This is a genomic window from Pseudomonas sp. QC2 (assembly GCF_002859085.1).
GTDB classification, from domain to species: Bacteria; Pseudomonadota; Gammaproteobacteria; order Pseudomonadales; family Pseudomonadaceae; genus Aquipseudomonas; species Aquipseudomonas petroselini.
In genome coordinates, this window is the sequence record NZ_PKKS01000021.1 from 230,445 (window position 1) to 248,795 (window position 18,351).

5 protein-coding genes are annotated in these 18,351 nt (G+C 64.7%); 1 reads left to right on the forward strand and 4 read right to left on the reverse strand.

Annotated features, from left to right (window positions below; translation table 11 throughout):
- Positions 1-156 precede the first annotated feature (156 nt).
- On the forward strand, positions 157-840 hold the full coding sequence (fhuF, locus tag QCBJ_RS20140) for a siderophore-iron reductase FhuF (RefSeq protein ID WP_177410674.1): 684 nt from the start codon (positions 157-159) through the stop codon (positions 838-840).
- On the opposite strand, the gene QCBJ_RS20145 is transcribed toward fhuF, so the two are convergent.
- From QCBJ_RS20145 to QCBJ_RS20160, 4 genes are all read right to left on the reverse strand, one after another.
- Positions 831-2,462 (reverse strand): cyclic peptide export ABC transporter, encoded by a 1,632-nt coding sequence (locus QCBJ_RS20145; RefSeq protein WP_102061444.1) that lies wholly within the window; start codon positions 2,460-2,462, stop codon positions 831-833. The genes fhuF and QCBJ_RS20145 overlap by 10 nt on opposite strands.
- Positions 2,463-6,209, reverse strand: a complete 3,747-nt coding sequence (locus QCBJ_RS20150) for a non-ribosomal peptide synthetase (RefSeq protein ID WP_102061445.1) — start codon at positions 6,207-6,209, stop codon at positions 2,463-2,465.
- Positions 6,206-16,270, reverse strand: coding sequence for a non-ribosomal peptide synthetase (locus tag QCBJ_RS20155; RefSeq protein WP_102061446.1), 10,065 nt, complete (start codon positions 16,268-16,270; stop codon positions 6,206-6,208). Before QCBJ_RS20155 ends, QCBJ_RS20150 begins: the two co-directional genes overlap by 4 nt.
- 54 nt (positions 16,271-16,324) lie before the next feature.
- The coding region (locus tag QCBJ_RS20160) for a condensation domain-containing protein (protein WP_145994234.1) at positions 16,325-18,351 on the reverse strand (2,027 nt) is incomplete at its 5' end.

Here is an 18,351-nt window from a genome sequence, read left to right on the forward strand (position 1 = left end):
GATAGGGAGGATAGGATCTGCCAATGCTAATCGCTTGCATTCATAAGGGAAAGCGACAGGAGCCCCGTTATCGAATTTCCAGACTGGCTCAAGCAGGCATGGCCCCCCCTACAACGGGTCATCCAGCTTGAGCCGAATGACCAGCCTTTCCTCCCGTTGAGCCGCGTGGCCGAGCCTGCTTTACTGCAGCCCGTGCTGGCCGAGTTTGCCCAGCGTTATCCCGGCATCAACAAGCCGGCGGTGGTGTCGCAGTGGTCGATGAACTACATGAGCATCGTGGTGCCGGCAACCTTGGCCTGCGTGCTCACGCGCCAACAGGCGATCGACTTCTGGACGGATGACAACGTGTTGCGCCTGGATGCCGGGCAGCCCTTGGCGTTGCACTTCGCCAACTGCTTGCCGCCACTCACGCCGCCCGAACACGACCTCTACCTCTCGCGCTGGGTGCACGAGCACCTGGCACCGTTGTTCGCCACCCTGGCGGTGGCCGGTGGCTTGGCGCCGAAGATCCTGTGGGGTAATTTCGTCGCGATCTGGGACGGCGCGTTCGACCGGTTCGACCCCGACCTGTCCCGCCCAGGCTTTGCCGAGGTGCACCGCTGGCTGGAACCGGTCAGCGTCAACCACGGACGCTTGAAGTTGCGCGGCCTGCAACGCCAGGTGCCGTCGCCCGCACCGGACATTTGCCCGCGCCTGCCGCTGCGTCGCCATTGTTGCCTGCATTACCAACTGCACCCGCTGGTCGAGGGCGAGCCGCTGGTACTGTGCGAATCCTGCCCCAAATTGCACCGCCTGCCCCTCGCGGAGCAGGTCAGCTACCTGCACTCCCTCTACGACTGAGCGGCACTGGCCGTCAATGGTGCTTCGCTCAGGCGCCCATGCTCAATGCGCAACAAGCGATCGGCAAGGCCGAAATAGGCATCGTCGTGGGAAATCACAATCACCAGTTTGCCGCGCGCGCGCAGGTCCGACAGGATGCGGGTGTAGAAGAAGTGCTTGAACACCGGGTCTTGGTCCGCTGCCCATTCATCGAACAGGTAGCACGGACGGTCATCCAGATAAGCACTGAGCAGCGCCAGGCGCTTACGTTGCCCGGTGGACAGCGCCAACGTGGTCAGGCGGCCCTGGTCGATTTGCACCTTGTGATCCAATTGCAGGTGCACCAGGTAATCCTGGGCCTGCTGCACCAACTGCGGGTCGTCGCCGTCGAACAGGTTTTCGAACAGGCAGAAGTCGGTAAAGATCGCCGAGAAGTGCTGTCGGAAATGGTGGTTGTCTTGGCTGGACGACACCTGCTCATCGAGCATCACGTCGCCGCTTTCCGGGCGATACAGACCGGTCAACAACAACGCCAGGGTGGTCTTGCCGCTGCCGTTGCCGCCGGTGATGAACACCGTCTCGCTCGCCTTCAAGGTGACGTTGATGGGCCCGAGGGTGAAGTGGCCGTCTTCGCGTTCGCGGTAGTAGGTGTGGGTCACATCGCGGCATACCAGGCTGCGCACCTGGGTCGGTGCGAAGGTTTCCAGGGTTTCGCTGGCACCCTGCATTTCGCCTTCCAGGGCGCGGATCTTGTTCAACGCCACGCTGGCGCGGCCCAGGGTCGGCAGGGCGTGCATCAACTCTGAGAGCGGAGTGATCATGTACAAAATCGCGAGGATATAGCCGGTGACCAGGCTCACGCTCAACTCGATAAAGTGCGGTGCGGCAAACAGCACCATGCCGATCAGCAGGTAGAACACCGCGTTGCCCCAGTTCAGCACCACGGCGTAGATGCTCATGCCACGCACAAAGTCGCGACGGTATTGCTGGCTGACCGGCAGCAGCAGGCGCGTGAAGAAGTGCTGGCGACGCGGGTGATTGAGCTGCAGCTCCTTGCTGCCGTCGGTCAGCAAGCGGTAGTGCTCGAACAGCTGGTCCTTGAGTTCACGCGCGCGCGAGATCGACGTCAGCGCCCGGCGTTGCGGCCAGTTGAAACTCAGGCTGCCGAGCACGATCAGCAACACCGTCAAGCCCAGCAACGGCAAGCTCAGCCACCCCAGGTAACCCAGGCAAGCGATGATGATCCCGCCGTTGACCAGCAGGATCGGCACCAGCTCTACCGCCTGGCTGATGGTTTGCGTGTCATCGGTCAACATCGCCAGCAACCGGTGTTTGCCCAGGCGCTGCAATTGCGCATAGGGCGTGTCGATCAGCTTGGCGCTCAGGTGCAGGCGCATATCGTTGACCGCCGCCTGGCCCAGGCGCAGCAGGCTGATATCGGAAATAATCCGCGACACCGCCACCAGCAGCACCAGGCCACCGAAGTACAGGCCGTCAATCGGGCGCAGTTGATCGAACACCGTGAGGCTGTGGTTGATCATCGCGATCAACCCTGCTGCCGCAAGCCCGCAGGCCAGGCCGGTCAGCGTCGCCACCAACAGGGCGCGCCACGAGCGCTTGGCCATGAGAATCAGCAAATCCATTCAAACCGCTCCGTCTGTCGCCAGGGCCGCGAGGCCGACGACCAATTGTTGATGCACCGTGGGTTGTTCCAGGATGTTCAAGTGTTGCGCCTGCACCACGTCACGGAACCAAGGCCCGCTGCTGAGCTGTTCCCACTGCGGATCGGTAAAGTCCGCCGCTTGCAGGGTGGTATCGGCCCACCAGATATGCACCGGGCAGCTAAGCCGTGGCGGCTGGAAGCTGGCGAGCAACTGCTGCGTCTGTTGCTGGTAACCGAGGCGTGTGTGCAGGTGTTCCCAGCTGTCGCCCTCCAGTTGCAGGCCTTGCTGGTGTGCCCATTGCGCCAGCGCGGGCAGGCGCTCGGCGGCGGGCAGTGTAGCCAATCGTGCGATCAACGCGGTGGATACCGGCGCCGGCAAATTGCGCAGCCGCGCCTGGCTTTCCACCGTGAGCGCCTGCGCGGCCGAGTCCAGCAACGTCTCGACGCTGTCTTCCTCGGCCTGCCGCTGGTATTGCGAGTCGAGGATGCCGAGAAACGCCACCCGTTCGCCGCACTTTTCCAGCTGCGCCGCCGCAGTGATCGCCAGCAGCCCGCCGAGGGAAAACCCCAGCAAATGATACGGGCCGTGGGGTTGCTGCTGGCGCAGTTGCTCGACATACAGTGCCGCAAGGCTATCGATATTGCCATTGAGCGCCGTGCTGTCGTCGCCCAGATACGCCGCCTGCAAGCCCCACACTTGCCAGTCCGGCAGATGGGGCAGCAGCGCGCGGTAATCCTGCACATGGCCGGTGGATGGGTGGAAGCAGAACAGGTTAATGCCCGGTCCCGCCGCCGACAGCCGCACCAGCGGCGACAACGTGAACTGCGCCTGCACCAGCGCTGCAAATGCCGCCACGCTTGGCGCATTGAACACCGCATTCACCGTGACCGGTGCCGACAGTACCGTCTGCAAGCGGCTCGCCAGGCTCACCGCTGCCAGCGAGTGCCCGCCCAGGGCGAAGAAGTCATCCTCGATCCCCACCCGTTCCAGGCCAAGCACCTGTGCCCAAACCTCGGCGAGCAACGCCTCCAAGGGCGTACGTGGCAGAGCGCCGCCAACGTTGTCGAGCACCTTGTCAGCCCATTGCTGCAGGGTCTTGCGGTCGAGCTTGCCATTGCCCATCAACGGCAGCGCTTCAACGATACGCACGTTCGGTAGCATGTAATCCGGCAGACGGTCCTGTGCCTGGCCATGCAGGTGTGCCACCGTCACCGTGTGGCCTGGCGCCAGGGTCAGGAACGCAAACAGTTGCTGGCCCAGCTCACCTTTAGGCAGACACTCCACCGCCGCCTGGGCCACGCCCGGCAGGCTGGCCAACTGGGCCTGGATCTCGTCGAGCTCGACGCGGAACCCACGCACTTTGACCTGGCGATCGGTGCGCCCAGTGATTTCCAGGCTGGCGTCATGCCGATAACGCGCACGGTCACCGGTGCGGTACAGGCGCTCGCCATTGCGCTGGATAAAGCGCCCGTCGTCGTGTTGCGCATCAAGGTAGCCGCGCGCCAACTGCGGGCCGGCGATATACAGTTCAGCGTTTTGCCCAGGTGCGGCCAGTTGTTGCTGCTCGTCGAGCAGATACAGGCGAACGCCATCGAGGCGGTCGTCCAGGGGCAGGCGTCGGTAGTCACAGGCCGGATCGACCTTGTGCATCACCACCCCAACCGTGGTTTCGGTCGGCCCGTAGTGGTTGAACACCGTCAGTGCCGGTGCGAATGCGCGGACCGATTGCAACAGGCGCCGCGAACAGGTTTCGCCGCCCAGGATCAGTTGCTTGCGCGGCAGCACGACGGCGCTTTGCGTGTGGATCAGCCAGGCGTCGAGCAACGACGGGACGATTTTCAAATGATCGATGGGGTACTGCGCCTGCCACGCGGCCCAAGCCTGGGCGTCCATGGCGGTGTCCTTGTCGATGATGTGCAGTTCGCCGCCGCTCAGCAGCGTCGGAAACAGCAGGGTGTAGCCCAGGTCCGCTGCCAGCGAAGTGACCACCGCACTGCGTTCACCGGCTTGCAGGTGCAGGCGCGAGGACACGCTCGACACGTAGCTGGCCAGTTGCGCATGTTCGACGATCACGCCTTTCGGCAAGCCGGTGCTGCCTGAGGTGAACAACACGTAGGCGGCGTCCCCGGGCTTTATGTCATGGGCAACGTCGGTCATGGGCGCCTGTTGCCAAACGGCGGTGTCGCGAATATCAAGGCTGCCCATCGATGCCAGCGCAGGTGCATCGCCGGCGGCACCGGTGAACACCCAGCGCGGCTGCGCCTGTTGCAGGATCGCCAGGGAGCGTTGTGCGGGCTGGTGCACGTCCAACGGTACAAACGCCGCGCCGCTCTTGAGCACGGCGAGCATCGCCAAGACCATCTGCGCCGAACGGTCCAGGTACAAGGCCACGCGATCTTCGCGGCCAATACCCTGGGCCATCAGGTAATGCGCCAGCTGGTTGCTGCGCGCATGCAGTTCGGCGTAGCTCAGGTGCTGGCCGGCGTCGCGCAGCGCCAGGTGTTCGGCAACGCTGGTGGCACACGCGTTGAAGCGCGCCGGTACGCTGGCAAAGGGCGGTGCGACCTGCTGCTGGCGAGCCGCCAGCGTTGCCGCAAAGCCCGCTGCGTGCAGTGACAGCTCGGCAAGGGGCTTGGCGGGATGGGCGAGGGCGTCGAGCAGCAGCGACTGCACTTGCTCCAGCAAGGTCTGCGCGGCCTGGATGCTGTAGTGCCGGGCTTGATGGCACAGCGTCAGGCGATAACCGTCGGCGCCCTGTGCTTCGGCCACCAGCAGCAGCTCCATGCCGGCGGGGATGGCATCGATCTCCAGCACCTTGAACGCGCTGTCCGCACGATCGAACCCAGGGCTCCACTGGAAACCATAAGGCGCGGCCTCAACCGGCAGCGAGTATTCCTGCCATTCGCCCGCCTGCTCGCAGAGCACTTGCAGCGTCGCCAGCGCCTGGGTGAATGGCCGCTCGACAGCCGGTTGCCACGGCAGAGGCAGGGCCTTGGCGAACAGGCCCCAGCAGTCGGCGAGTTCTTCATAGTCGTCACGGCAGTCATGCACCCAGTTCAGGGTGAGGGCCGCGTTGTCATTGGCGCTCAAGCGCTGCAACAACACGCCCCAGGCGGTCATCAACAGCTGCTCGGCAGGCGCGGCATGACGGTGCAACGCGGCGCTCAAGGCAGGATCGAGCATGACCCTGGTGGTCAGCGGCGTATCGGCCTGATCGCTACGCGCCTCGCGGTACAGCAACTCGGTAGCGGCCTGCTCGCCCAGCGCCAGGCCAGCCCAGTATTGCCGACCTTGTGCGGCGTCTTCATCCGCCTGCAAGTCGTGAATCCAGGCGCTGTATTGGGTGTAGGTCATGGCCTCGTCGTCAGGTATCGGCGCCTGTGCCGAACCCAACGCTTTTGCCAGACGCAGCAACGTCCCACGGTCGGCGGCCAGGGCGGGCACTTGCAATGTGACGCGGTAGACATCCGCCGCCAGCAATTGCACGTCGAGGCTGATGGCGCTGGACTGCGCGACGATTTGCAACGGCACCTGCAACCCCGGCTCAGGCCGTGTTTGCAGGCGCAGCGCATCATGAACGGCGCTCAGCGCTGCCAGCCGTTCACGCAGTTGTGCCAGTGCAGCGGCGCCGTGCACTTCCAGGGTCAGGCGTGCCGGCGGCGCGTTCGCCAGCCATTGGCTGCGTTGCTGTGGCGACAGGGCGAACGCCGCTTGGTAGTTGCTCATGCCTGCTCCCCTGCGCGGTTCAGTTGTTCGCGGTTCATCATCTGGCCCATGGCGACGCAGATCTTGCGCTCGCCCTCAAACGGGTCGCGGGCATGCGCCACCAGCATATTGTCGAGCATCACCATGTCGCCTTTTTGCCAGTCGAAGCGCACCGCACAGGCCTCGTACGCCGCACCGATCACGTCCATCACCGCATCCTCGATCACACTGCCATCGCCGTAATACACATTGCGCGGCAGGTTGCCGGCGCCAAACAGGTTAATCAGGTTGCTGCGCACCTCCGCTTCCAGGCAGGCGCTGTGATGCAGTTGCACCTGGTTGAAGAACGACGCCTCACCGGAATCCGGGTGCGCGACGATCGCCTGGCAGTGCTGGGCAATCTTCAGGTTGTCGTCTCCCAGCCATTCCCACTGCATGCCCGATAGCAAGCATTGGCGTTCAACCTCTTCACGCTGCTCGGTCTTGAAGAAGTCCTGCCAGCGCACATCCAGCTTGTCGGTGAAGTGCCGCACATACAGCAGGCCCAATGCTTTGAAGCGCTCAACGATGGCCGGCGGCAATTGCGCCAGCACTTGGCGGCAATCGACGATCGGCGTGCAACCACCGCGTGGTGCCGGGATCTCGCAGAAGAACCACTGCTTGCGTGGCCATTGCGGCAGGTGTGAGCTCTCGTTGTGGAACAGAATCATGTGTTGTTCCGGGTACGGCGTGGAGTGGTAGATGTTCTTGCCGGATTTATTCTTCGGCAGGTCGCCATAGGTGCCGTACAAGTCCGGCTCGATGGCCTGGGCGAACTGCTCGAAGGCGCTCGCGTCCGGCAGGTTGAAGCCACGGAACAACAGACCACCATGGGTGCGCAGTTGCACATTGATCCACTCGCGGGCCTGTACGGCCCAGTGCACCGGGTCCAAGTCGGCCAGCAGTGGTTCGATCACCAGGGGCAGGGGTTGGCCGTCGCTCAAGGTCCGCGTGCGCACCTGTTCGTGGGCGAGTTGGCTCACAGCGGTGGCGCGGGTGGTTTTCAGCTTGCTCATTTTCGACAGCTTGCGCGCGCTGCGTGCCTGGGCGTCGTCGGTTGCAACGGGTTCAGGTTGGGTGTTGCCTGCCAGGCGCCACACCCAGTCTTGCAGGTTCAGGTTGTCCAGCAGGGCCTGGAAACCGTGCTCAAGATCAGCCACGGTCTGGGCGCTCAACACGCTGGTGCGATAGACCCAGCGTACAGTCAGGCCGTTCTCGTCTTCCTCGACAAACACCGCGAGGTCGAATTTGCTGGTTTCCTGCTGCGGCGCCAGGTGTTCCACCGCCAGGCCCGACAGGCCGGCCGTGCCCTGCGGCGTGTTCTGCATCACGAACAGCACCTGCACCAGCGGGTTGACGCCAGGCGTACGTGGCGGTTGCAACGTCTCGACCAGTTTGTCGAACGGCACCTGCTGGTGCTGGAAGGCGGCGAGGCAGTCCTCGCGCAGGCGTTGCAGGCGGTGATCAAAGGTGTCGCTGTCGTCAAGGCGTGCGCGAATCGGCAGCACGTTGACGAAGAAGCCGATCAACGGCTCCAGCGCCGAGTGCTCGCGGTTGGCCAGGTCGGTGCCGACGATAAAGTCGTTCGCACCGGTCGCCCGTTGCAAGAGGCTGTTGAAGGCATTGAGCAACACCATGAACAACGTGGCCTTGTGCTGTTGCGCATACGCCTTGAGCACCTGGGTGTGTGCCGGGCTGAACTGCTGGGTCAACGCCGCACCTTGGTAATCCGGCTGCGTCGGACGCGGGGCATCCAGCGGCAACGCGATCAAGGTCGGTGCGCCGTCGAGCTGGCGCCGCCAATAGTCAATCGCCCGCGCCAACTGACGTTGTTGGGGTTCGCTGCGTTGCCACTGGGCGTAGTCGGCGTACTGGATCGGCAGCGCCGGGAGGGTTGGGTTCACGCCGCTGGCGTAGGCCTGGTAGCCGGTGATCAGTTCCTGGATCAGGATGCCCATGGACCACGCGTCGGTGGCGATATGGTGCAACACCAGTTGCAGCACGTGATCATCCGTACCCAGGTGAAGCAGGTGAGCCCTTAGCATCGGCGCCTGTTGCAGGTCGAACGGCTGCGCCGATTGCCGGTCAATCACGCTTTGCAGGGCGTGCGACTCGACGTTGACCGGTGTGAGGTCAAGGGTCGGTGCTTCGTTGATGACTTGGCACGGCTGCTCGCCTTTCAAGTGGAAGGTGGTGCGCAGCGCTTCATGCCGCTCCAGCACACGCTGCAACGCCTGTTGCAAGGCCGCAATATCGAGCGCGCCACGCAAGCGCACCACGCTGGACATGTTGTACGCCGCATTCGGCCCTTCGAAGCGGTCGAGGAACCACAGCCGTTGCTGGGCGTACGACAACGCCAGCGTCTGGTTACGCGGCACCGGCACGATCTCGCTGTCATCCGACACCTGGGCCTGCTGATCGACCGCCTGCGCCAATTGCGCCAGGGTGCCGCCTTCGAACAAGGTGCGCAGCGGCAGGCTGACGTTCAAGCGACGACGAATGCGCGAGAGCATCTGCGTGGCCAGCAACGAATGCCCACCGATGGCGAAGAAGTCGTCGTGCACACCGACGCCGGCCACGCCGAGAAGGTCCTGCCACAGCTCGGCGAGGACTTTTTCCGTCGGCGTACGCGGCGCGACCACCACGCCTTGCGCCGGTTCGGCCTGCTGCACATCCAGCGCCGCCAGCGCGCGCCGGTCGACCTTGCCGTTGGCGCTCAGCGGCAGTTGCGCGAGTGCCAGCCAGCGTGCCGGCACCATATAGCTCGCCAGTTGCCGCTCCAGGTACGCGGTGAGTAGGGATTGCGCGGTTTGCCCGCCGAGGTCGGCGGCGGCATCGAGGACATACCAGGCCACCAGTTGCAACGCGCCACGGGCGTCGGGCAGCGCCAATACCGCCGCGCTGTCGACTGCCGGATGCTGCATCAGGCGATTTTCGATCTCGCCCAGTTCGATACGATAACCACGGATCTTCACCTGCTGGTCGCGGCGGCCGAGGTATTCAATCACCCCATCGGCGCGCAGGCGGCCGATATCGCCGCTGCGGTACAGACGCGCCCCCGTCTGGAAGGGATGCGCGACAAAGGCTTCGCGAGTGCGTTGCGGGTCGCCCAGGTAACCACGCCCGACACCGACGCCACCGATGCACAGTTCGCCCGGTACGCCGATCGGCACGCAGCGCAGGTCGGCATCCAGGACAAACACCTGGTTGTTGGCCGTCGGGCGGCCAATGGGCATGTGCAGGCAGTCGTCGCTCGGCGCCTCGGTAATCGGGTAGAACGCCACGTCATCCGAACACTCGGCGGGGCCGTAGGCGTTCATCAAAGGGATCGATGGGAAGCGTGCGAACCAATCCTGTGCCAGCGTCGGCGGCAGTGCCTCGCCGGTGGGCAGCAGCCAACGCAGGCTGGCCAGGTGGTCTTGTGCACGCACCTCCTGAAGCATGCCGCGGATCAGCGCCGGCACGGTTTCCAGCAGGGTCAACTGCTGCGCCTGGACCGCATCGAGCAAGGCCAGCGGGTCATGGGCCTGGGCGTCCGGCAGGATGTGCACACACGCGCCCACCAGCGGTGCAGCGAGGAACTGCCACACGCAAATGTCGAACGCCGGCGAAGCGGTCTGTGCGAGGCGGTCATGTTCACCCAGGCCCAGGGCCGGGACTTTGCCGAAGATGTTATTGAGCATGCCGCGCTGTTCAACCATGACGCCTTTTGGCGTGCCGGTGGAGCCAGAGGTGAAAATCACGTAGGCCAACTGGTCGGGGGTGTGAACGTAGTCGACCGACGGCTTGACCTCGCCTTGCCACAGTGTCTGGGCGACCAGGCACCTCGGCTGCTTGAGGAGCTGCGGCAGCACGCCATCGAGCACGGCTGTGGCGTTGTCGCACACCAGCACCAGTGGCGCTTCACCCAAGCTCAGCAGTTCGGCCAGGCGTGTGGCCGGCTGTTGGATGTCCAGCGCCTGGAAGGCGGCACCGGCCTTGAGTGTACCGATCATCAGCGTCAGCAGCGCCAGGCCACGTTCGGCGAACAGCGCCACCAGGGTTTCCGGGCCTGCGCCGGCGGCTTGCAAGGCATGGGCGACGGCGTTGGCGCGACGGTCCAGCTCGGCGTAGGTCAAGGATTCGTGCAGGTGCACCGCAGCAATCTGTTGTGGCCGGCGGCGCACCTGCTCGGCGAACAGCGCGGCGTAGCCTTGATCCAGCGGGAAATCGACCTCGCTGCGGTTCCACTCCACCTGCAGTTGCTCGCGTTCGCTGGCCGACAGCATGTGCAGCGTGCCCAGTGGCGCTTCTGGCGCGTCGAGCATGCTCGACAGCAATTGCACCAAGTGCCCGAGCATGCGCTGCACCGTGTCGGTGCTGAAGCGCTGGCTGTCATAGGACAGGCGAATGCCCAAGCGATCACCGGGGTACAGCACCACCGTCATCGGGAAGTTGGTGTGCACCCGATCTTCATAGATATCGATACTGAAGGCATCCAGTTGCACGCTGCTGATATCCAACGGCGCGTTTTCGAACACCACCAGGCTGTCGAACAACGGCTGGCCGCGCGGCACGTTGCTGCTGCGCTGGATATCCACCAGCGAAGCGCTTTCGTGCTCACGCAGGCGTGCGTTGTGCGACAGCAGGGCTTGCAGCCAGGCCCCGACTGGCGCTTCAGGATCGACGTCGATGCGCAGGGGCAGGCTGTTGATGAACAGGCCGACCATTTCCTCCACCCCCGCCAGATCGGTGGGGCGACCGGCCACGGTGACGCCGAACAGCACGTCGCGGTTGCCGCTGTAACGCGACAGCAGCAGTGCCCAGGCGCCCTGGATCCAGGTGTTGGGCGTCAGTTGGTACTGCTGGCACAGTTGCTGCAAACGTTGGGTCTGGCTGATGCTCAGGGTCTGGTCGACGTCGCCGACCTGTTCCGGCGCCTGCTCCGGGCGGGCGAGGGCACCGTCCACATGCAGCGGCGTCGGCTCGCTGAAACCGGCCAGGTCGGCTTGCCAAAAGGCGTGCGCGGCCGCCATGTCCTGGCGCTCCAGCCAGCTCATGTAGCCACGGAACGAACGCAAGCGCGGGCGCGCCACCGGCTCCTGGCGCACGACGGCCTGATAGATCGCCAGCAGGTCTTCCATCAGCAGGCCGAAGCACCAGGCATCGGTGAGGATATGGTGGAAGCTGCGCACCACCGCAAACCGCTGCTCATCGAGCTGGAACACCCGCAGGTGAGTTAAGGGCGCGCTGCTCATGTCAAAGCCCTGCACGCGCTGGGCTTCCAGGGCCTGGTCCATGGCTTGGCGCTGCTGCGTGTCATCCAGGTGACGCAAGTCTTGCCAGTCGAACGCCGGGGCGGTATTGCGATACACGCATTGCAGCGGTTCGTGGTCGTCCTGCCACCAGAACGCGGTGCGCATCATCGGGTGACGGTCGAGAAACAGTCGCCAGGCGGTTTCCATGGCCGTGCGTTGCAATACGCCGTCCCAGCTGTAGCGCTGTTGCATCAGGTAGATGCCGCTGTGGGGTTGCAGCAAAGTGTGCAGCAGCATGCCTTGTTGCATCGACGACAGCGGGTAGACGTCTTCGAGATTCGGCCAATCCAGCGGTTCGCCCGCGAGGGTTGTGGCCTGCTTGTGGCAAAGCGGGAAGGCTTCGCTGGCGGGGCGCAGGTCAGGCTCGGCGAGCAGGGCCGCCAGGGCGCTGAGGCGTTCGGCCAGTTGCGGTGCCCAGTCGGCGGCCAGCGCGCCTTCGACACGCAGGTGCAGTTGGTCGTCCTGCCAATGCGCATCGATGCGCAAGGCATGGGACGAAGCCCCTGGCGTATTGGCGGCGGTGATCTGTGCCAGCAGGCCTCGCTGTTCACGGTGGCTGTCGAAATCGCCGCGCCAGTGCACGGCAATCGGTGCCGCCGGCAAATCGCGCAGGGGGTCTTGCAGGTAGGTGTTGTCCGACAGATAGCGCAGCGCACCATAGTCAACGCCGTGTTGCGGGTAGGCGCGCAGTTGTGCGGCCACCGATTGCAGGCGTTGCAGCGCAGTCGCGCCGGCGGCTTGCAGGAACACCGGTACTGCCAGGTCCAACGCACCGACGATCAGTGCTGGCTCAAGGTCGGCAAGTACCAGGGGCGCCGCCACCGGCAGACGTTCGGTGGCAGGGCGTGCGGCGTACAGGTCCAACGCCAACAGACCGTCGCCGCACTGTTCGGCCACGACAGTGGCCAACAGGCTGTTCCAGTCCAGGTGCAGAACATCGGTAAGGCGTTTCAGTTCGCTGGAGGTCGCGGCGCTCACGCTCTGCTCGACCACGCTGCTCGGCTGGTGGCTGTCAGGCAGTTGCAGCGTGTCCAGCCCGGCGTATTGCAGCCAGTGTTCCCAAGCCTCGTCGAGTGCATCGCTCTCGGCATGCGCTTGCTGATGGCGTGTCCATTGGGTGAAGTTGCCACCGGTGTAGGACAGCCGCACCGGCCGTTGCAAGCGTAGTTGTGCCAGCGCCAGATTGAGGTCCGTCAGCAGCAACGACCAGGAGCTCTCATCCACGCACAGCGGGTGCGCGGCCAATAACAGGTGCTCGCCGAGCAGGCTGGCATGCAGACTTTGGCCTGCCCGCAGGTCAAGCGTGTCGACCCCCGCCTGGGCCAGTGCGTGCAGCTGCGCCGGGTGGTAGTCGCCGGACGTGATCGCGGCCGCCTTGGGGGCGACCAGCACACGCTGTTGCCCGTCCGCGTCGAACGCGAGGCGCAGCGCCTGGTGATGCTGTTGCAAGGCGCCAAGGGCCTGGCTGAGCAGGTCGCGATCAAGCGGTTGCGCCAGTGCCACGCAACGCCAGGTGGCGGTCAATGGGCCTTGTTCCAGGCGCGCGCGTTGGCCGGCACTCAGGGGCAACGCATAGCCATCGGCGAGCTGTTCGGCAACGGCATGGCTGGCGTCGGCGCCCAGCACACGGGCGATATCGGCGATGGTGCGGTTCTCGAACAGCTGCCGTGGCGTGAGCTTGAGCCCTTGCTGGTTGGCCCGCGCGATGATTTGCAGGTTGAGGATCGAATCTCCGCCGATGGCGAAGAAGTTATCGTGCACGCCGACCGGTTCGCGTTTGAGCACGTCCTGCCAGATCGCCGCCAGCAACGTTTCTACTTCATTGCGCGGGGCGACGTGGGTGGCGCTGTCATCGCCGGTGGTGGGTGGCAGCGGCAGGCGCTGTGCATCGACCTTGCCGTTACGGGTCAGGGGCAGTTCATCCAGGGTGATGAAGTGCGCGGGCACCATGTAATCCGGCACGCGGTTGCCGAGGTCATTGCGCAGCTTGAGGGCCGACAGCGACTGGCTGGCCACCAGGTAGGCGACCAGGCGCAGGCTGCCGTCCAGTTCCAGCGCGCGCATCACGACCTGTTCGATCAGCGGCGACAGGCGCTTGATCTGCGCCTCGACTTCGCCCAACTCCAGACGGTTGCCACGAATCTTCACCTGGCTGTCGACCCGGCCGAGGAACGCCAGCTGGCCGTCCACCAACCAGCGCACGCGGTCACCGGTGCGGTACCAGCGGTTTTGCTGCTCATCGCGCAGGAAGCGCTCGGCGCTCAGGTCGTCACGGTGCAAGTAGCCACGGGCGAGGGCGCCGCTGATCAGCAGCTCACCGCTCACCCCTGTCGCCACCTCACGACCCTGTGCATCCACCACCCGCAATTGACGATTGGGCAGGGGTCGGCCCAAGGCAATGCTGCGCTGACCCGCCGTGAGTTCGGTGGCAATTGCGCCGACTGTCGCTTCACTCGGACCATAATGGTTGAACACCCGCAGGCCCGGTGCCAGGCCGTTGACCTGCGCCAGCAGCGCCGGGCTCAGCGCGTCGCCGCCAAATACCAGCAGCGACCGGGGCAACAAACGTGCATCCGGCAACGCCTGCAACAGGCCGCTCAGATGACTCGGGGTGATTTTCAGCACGTCCACCGGGTGCTGGCTGAACAGCTTCGCCAGGGCCAATGGGCTGAAACCGCTCTCGTCATCCACCAGCAACAGGCTGCCACCGCTGCACAGCGCGCCGAACAGTTGAGTGTGGCCAAGGTCGGCGGCAATGCTCGACAGCAGGCCGTAGCGGGCGGCGGCGGGCGGCTTGAGCACGCTGTGCACCGCCGTCAGGTAGTCGACGATTGCCCGGTGCTCGACCACCACCCCTTTTGGCGTGCCGGTGGAGCCCGAGGTGTAGATGACGTAGGCGGCGTCATCCAGGCTGTGGGCGACGGCGGGCGAGGTACCCGGCTGCGCGGCGATGGCCTCGGCCTGTTCGGCCAGGCTCAGCAACGGCGTGTGCTCGGCCAAGCGTGCCAACAAGGGCGAAGCTGTCGCGCCGATCAGTAGGGCGGCGCGGCTGTCTTGCAGCACATCGGCCAGGCGTCCGGCGGGTTGTTTCAGGTCCAGCGGCAGATAGGCGGCACCCGCCTTGAGCGTGGCGAGCAAGGCGATGACAAAGTCGGCGCTGCGCTCAAGCGCGAGGGCGACCAAGCTGTGGTGGCCGATGCCGTGGGCGCGCAGGTGATGGCTGAGGCGGTTGGCGCGCTGGTCCAGCTCGGCGTAACTGAGTACGCCTTCACGGTCGCGAATCGCCGGTTGGTCCGGGGCGGCGGCGACCTGTTGTTCAAAGCGCTGGTGCAGGCACGCCTCAGGCACAGCCAGCGGCGTACCACACCCCAGGGCTTGCAACTGCTGGCGTTCGTCAGCCCCCAGCCAATCAAGTTCGCCCACACGGCATTGAGGTTGCGCGGCCATGGCCAATAGCACGTTGCGCAACTGCGCCGACAGCAGGGTGATTTCGGCGTCACTGAAACGGCTGCGGTTGTAGCTGAACAGGTAATGCAACTGTTCGCCCGGCACCACGATCAGCGACAGCGGGAAATGGTTGCGCCCTTGGGTCAGGACCAGCCCATCGGTGGCCTGCTCACGGTTCGGGTCGGCGAAGCTCAAGCCGCCGGCGTCCTGGTTGAGCGCATCGGTGACCGGAAAATTTTCGAACACCAGGATCGAATCGAACAACGCCTGCTCCGCCGCGATCTTGCTCATCGACTTGAGCTTGCCCAGGGGCAGGTAGGCGTGGTGGCGCAAGTCGCTGTTGGCGTGCTGCAACTGTTGCAGCCAGTCCACCAGCGCTGGGCCGTCGGCCCATTGCACACGCAGGGGCAGGGTATTGATGAACAGCCCGACCGTGCTGTCGACGGCCGCGAGGTTTTCCGGGCGACCGGCTACAGTCACGCCGTAGATCACGTCGTCGCGCCCGGCGTGTTGGCCGAGCAAGAGGGCCCAGGCACCTTGGATCAGGGTATTGAGCGTCAAGTGATGGCGACGGGCGAACTGTGCCAATTGCTCGGTTTCGTCGGCACTCAGGCGGTTTTCCCGTTCGGCGCACGGTGCGTCGGTCGGGGGAACCAGGCGCAGGCCGAAATCGGGCAGCGGCGTCGGTTCGCTGACGTCTTGCAACTGGTTACGCCAAAAACCTTCGGTGGCGGCCATGTCCTGTTCCGCCAGCCAGGCGATGTAGTCGCGATAGGCGCGAGTCGGCGCCAGGTTGGCCGGGCGGCCATGGGCGTGTTCGTAGTAGAGCGCCAGCCATTCCTGGATCGCAATGCCGACGCTCCAGCCGTCCATGATGATGTGGTGGAAGGTCCAGATCAGGTGCCAGCGCTGCGGCTCCAGGCGCACCAGGGTCAGGCGCATCAGGGGCGAGTCATTCAGCTCCAGCGGTTGTGCGCGTTGTTCCAGGGCCAATTGCTGCAGCGCGGTTTTCGGGTCGGCGTGGCCTTGCCAGTCCAGCTCGCTCAGGGGCAACCCGACGTCGGTTTGCACCACCTGATAAGCGTCGTCGAGGTCTTCCCACAAAAACGCGCTGCGCAACACGGCGTGGCGTTGCATCAGCGCCTGCCAGGCCGCGCGAAACGCCGGCAATTGCAACGGGCCGTTCATCTCCAGGCTCAGTTGCTGGTAATACACCCGGGAGTCCGGCTCGACCACGCTGTGAAACAGCAAACCATGCTGGGTCGGCGATAAGGAGTAGATGTCTTCGATGTTGTTCATTGTTGTGCGATCCATTTCAAATGCTTGGGGAAGACGGCCAGCCTCGGGCCGTCTTCAGGAATTCGGTTTGTTCTTGAGCTTGCCCAGCAATGTCTCGAGGGACTTCTGATTGAGCGCCTTGGCCAACGGGAAGTCGGACGGCATCAGCGCACCGGCCTGGGGATCGAGGCAGTGTTCGAGCAGCGCTTGCAGGTGCTTGAGCAGTTGCGCAGGCAGGTCGCGGTCAGCGACCGGGTTGGCGCTGTGCCAATGCAGGTTCAGCACGCCATCCTCCAGCCATGCCACCACTTCGCGGGCATGGCTGACGCGGTTAACCAGAGCCACCTCCGACGGCGCCGCCAGCGAGCTGGCACGTAACCAACCTGGCGAGGTCTGCTCGTGGCCCAGGTAGTTGAACAGCACATCACCGCTTCCTGCCGGCAAGTCGCCCCGCAGGCGCAGCAAGCCGTGCCCAAGGCCCTGGCCGGGGACGCCGCGCAGGGCTTCCTTGGCTTGACGCACCCAGTCGCCGACGGCGCCACGGGCGTTGACGCGCAGCGGTAACAGGGTGGTGAACCAGCCCACGGTGCGGCTGACATCCAAGCCCTCAAAGCCGGCATCGCGGCCATGACGCTCAAGGTCGACGACGATGTCCTGGCGCTGTTCGGCTTGCGCCAGGGTGGCAACCAGAGCAGCGATCAGCAGCTCTTCCGGCTGGGTGCGGTAGGCGGCGTGGGACTCGGTCAGCCATTGGTGCGTACGCGTGGCATCCCAACGGGCCGACAGGGTCTGACGCTCGGCGATCGTGGCCTGGGGGCGCGGATTTGTTGCGACCTGACTGGCCCAATAACGCTGCTCCGCGGCGACTTTGCCGGCGTGCGCATGCATGTGCTCGGCCCATTGGCGATAGGACGTGGTTTTCGCCGGCAGGCTAGCCGGTGTGCCGTTTTCCAGCGCCGCATACAGCTGCTGGAAATCTTCCAGCAGCGGCGCCCAGGACACGGCGTCGATCACCAGGTGATGGGCAACCAGGTACAGGCGTTGCGGCGCGCCGTCGAGCAAGGCGGCGGCGAACAACGGGCCATGTTGCAAGTCCAGGCTCTGCGCGACGTGCTGCAGCTGTCCCACGTCCGTGGCTAGCGTCAGCCGGGCCGGTTCGACGGCTGCGATATGGGCTTGCCATTGACCGTCCACTTCGATGAAACGCAGGCGCAATGCATCGTGATGGGCGATCAGTCGATCCAGGGTGGCCTGGACCAGCGCCGGTTGCAGCACGCGGTCGCTGTCCGCCAGCACTGATTGGTTCCAGTAGGCGGGCTGCGGTTGCTGTTGATCGAAGAACCACTGGTGCAGCGGCATCAACGGCATCGCACCGCTGACGTCTCCTTGTTCGGCCACCGCCAGCAACGGTGTGATCACCAGCGCCAGGCCCGAAGGTGTCTGGGCACGGAACAGGTCTTTGGGCGTCAGGGCATAACCCTGGTCGCGCAGTTGCGAAATCAGCTTCAAACCGAGAATTGAATCGCCGCCCAAGGCGAAGAAACTGTCGGCCGTACCGACCACACGCCCACCGGTGAGGCCGTCGCCGAGCACGTCGCTGAACAGCTGGCAGACCAGGCTTTCCAAGGCGTTACGAGGGGCGACTGGTGCATGTTGGGACGGCGGCAGTGGCAACGCGGCCAGGGCTTTGCGGTCGAGCTTGCCGTTGGTGGTCAGGGGCAGGCTCGGCACTTCGACCCACACCGCCGGCACCATATAGGCCGGTAATTCTGCACTGAGGGCCGCGCCCAACTCCGATTGCGGCGCATTGCTGCTGTAGAACGCCACCAGACGATTGTCGATCACCAGCGTGCACGCGCCAGTGATGCCCGGCTGACTCAGCAGGGCGGCATCGACCTCGCCGAGCTCGATACGTTGGCCGCGCAGCTTGACCTGATGGTCGAGGCGGCCGAGGTAATCGATATTACCGTCAGCCAGGAAGCGGCAACGGTCGCCGGTGCGATACAGGCGCTCACCGTTGACCATCAGGAAGCGCTCGGCAGTCAGGTCGGCGCGCTTCAAGTAACCCCGTGCCACGCCGACGCCGCCGATGTACAGCTCGC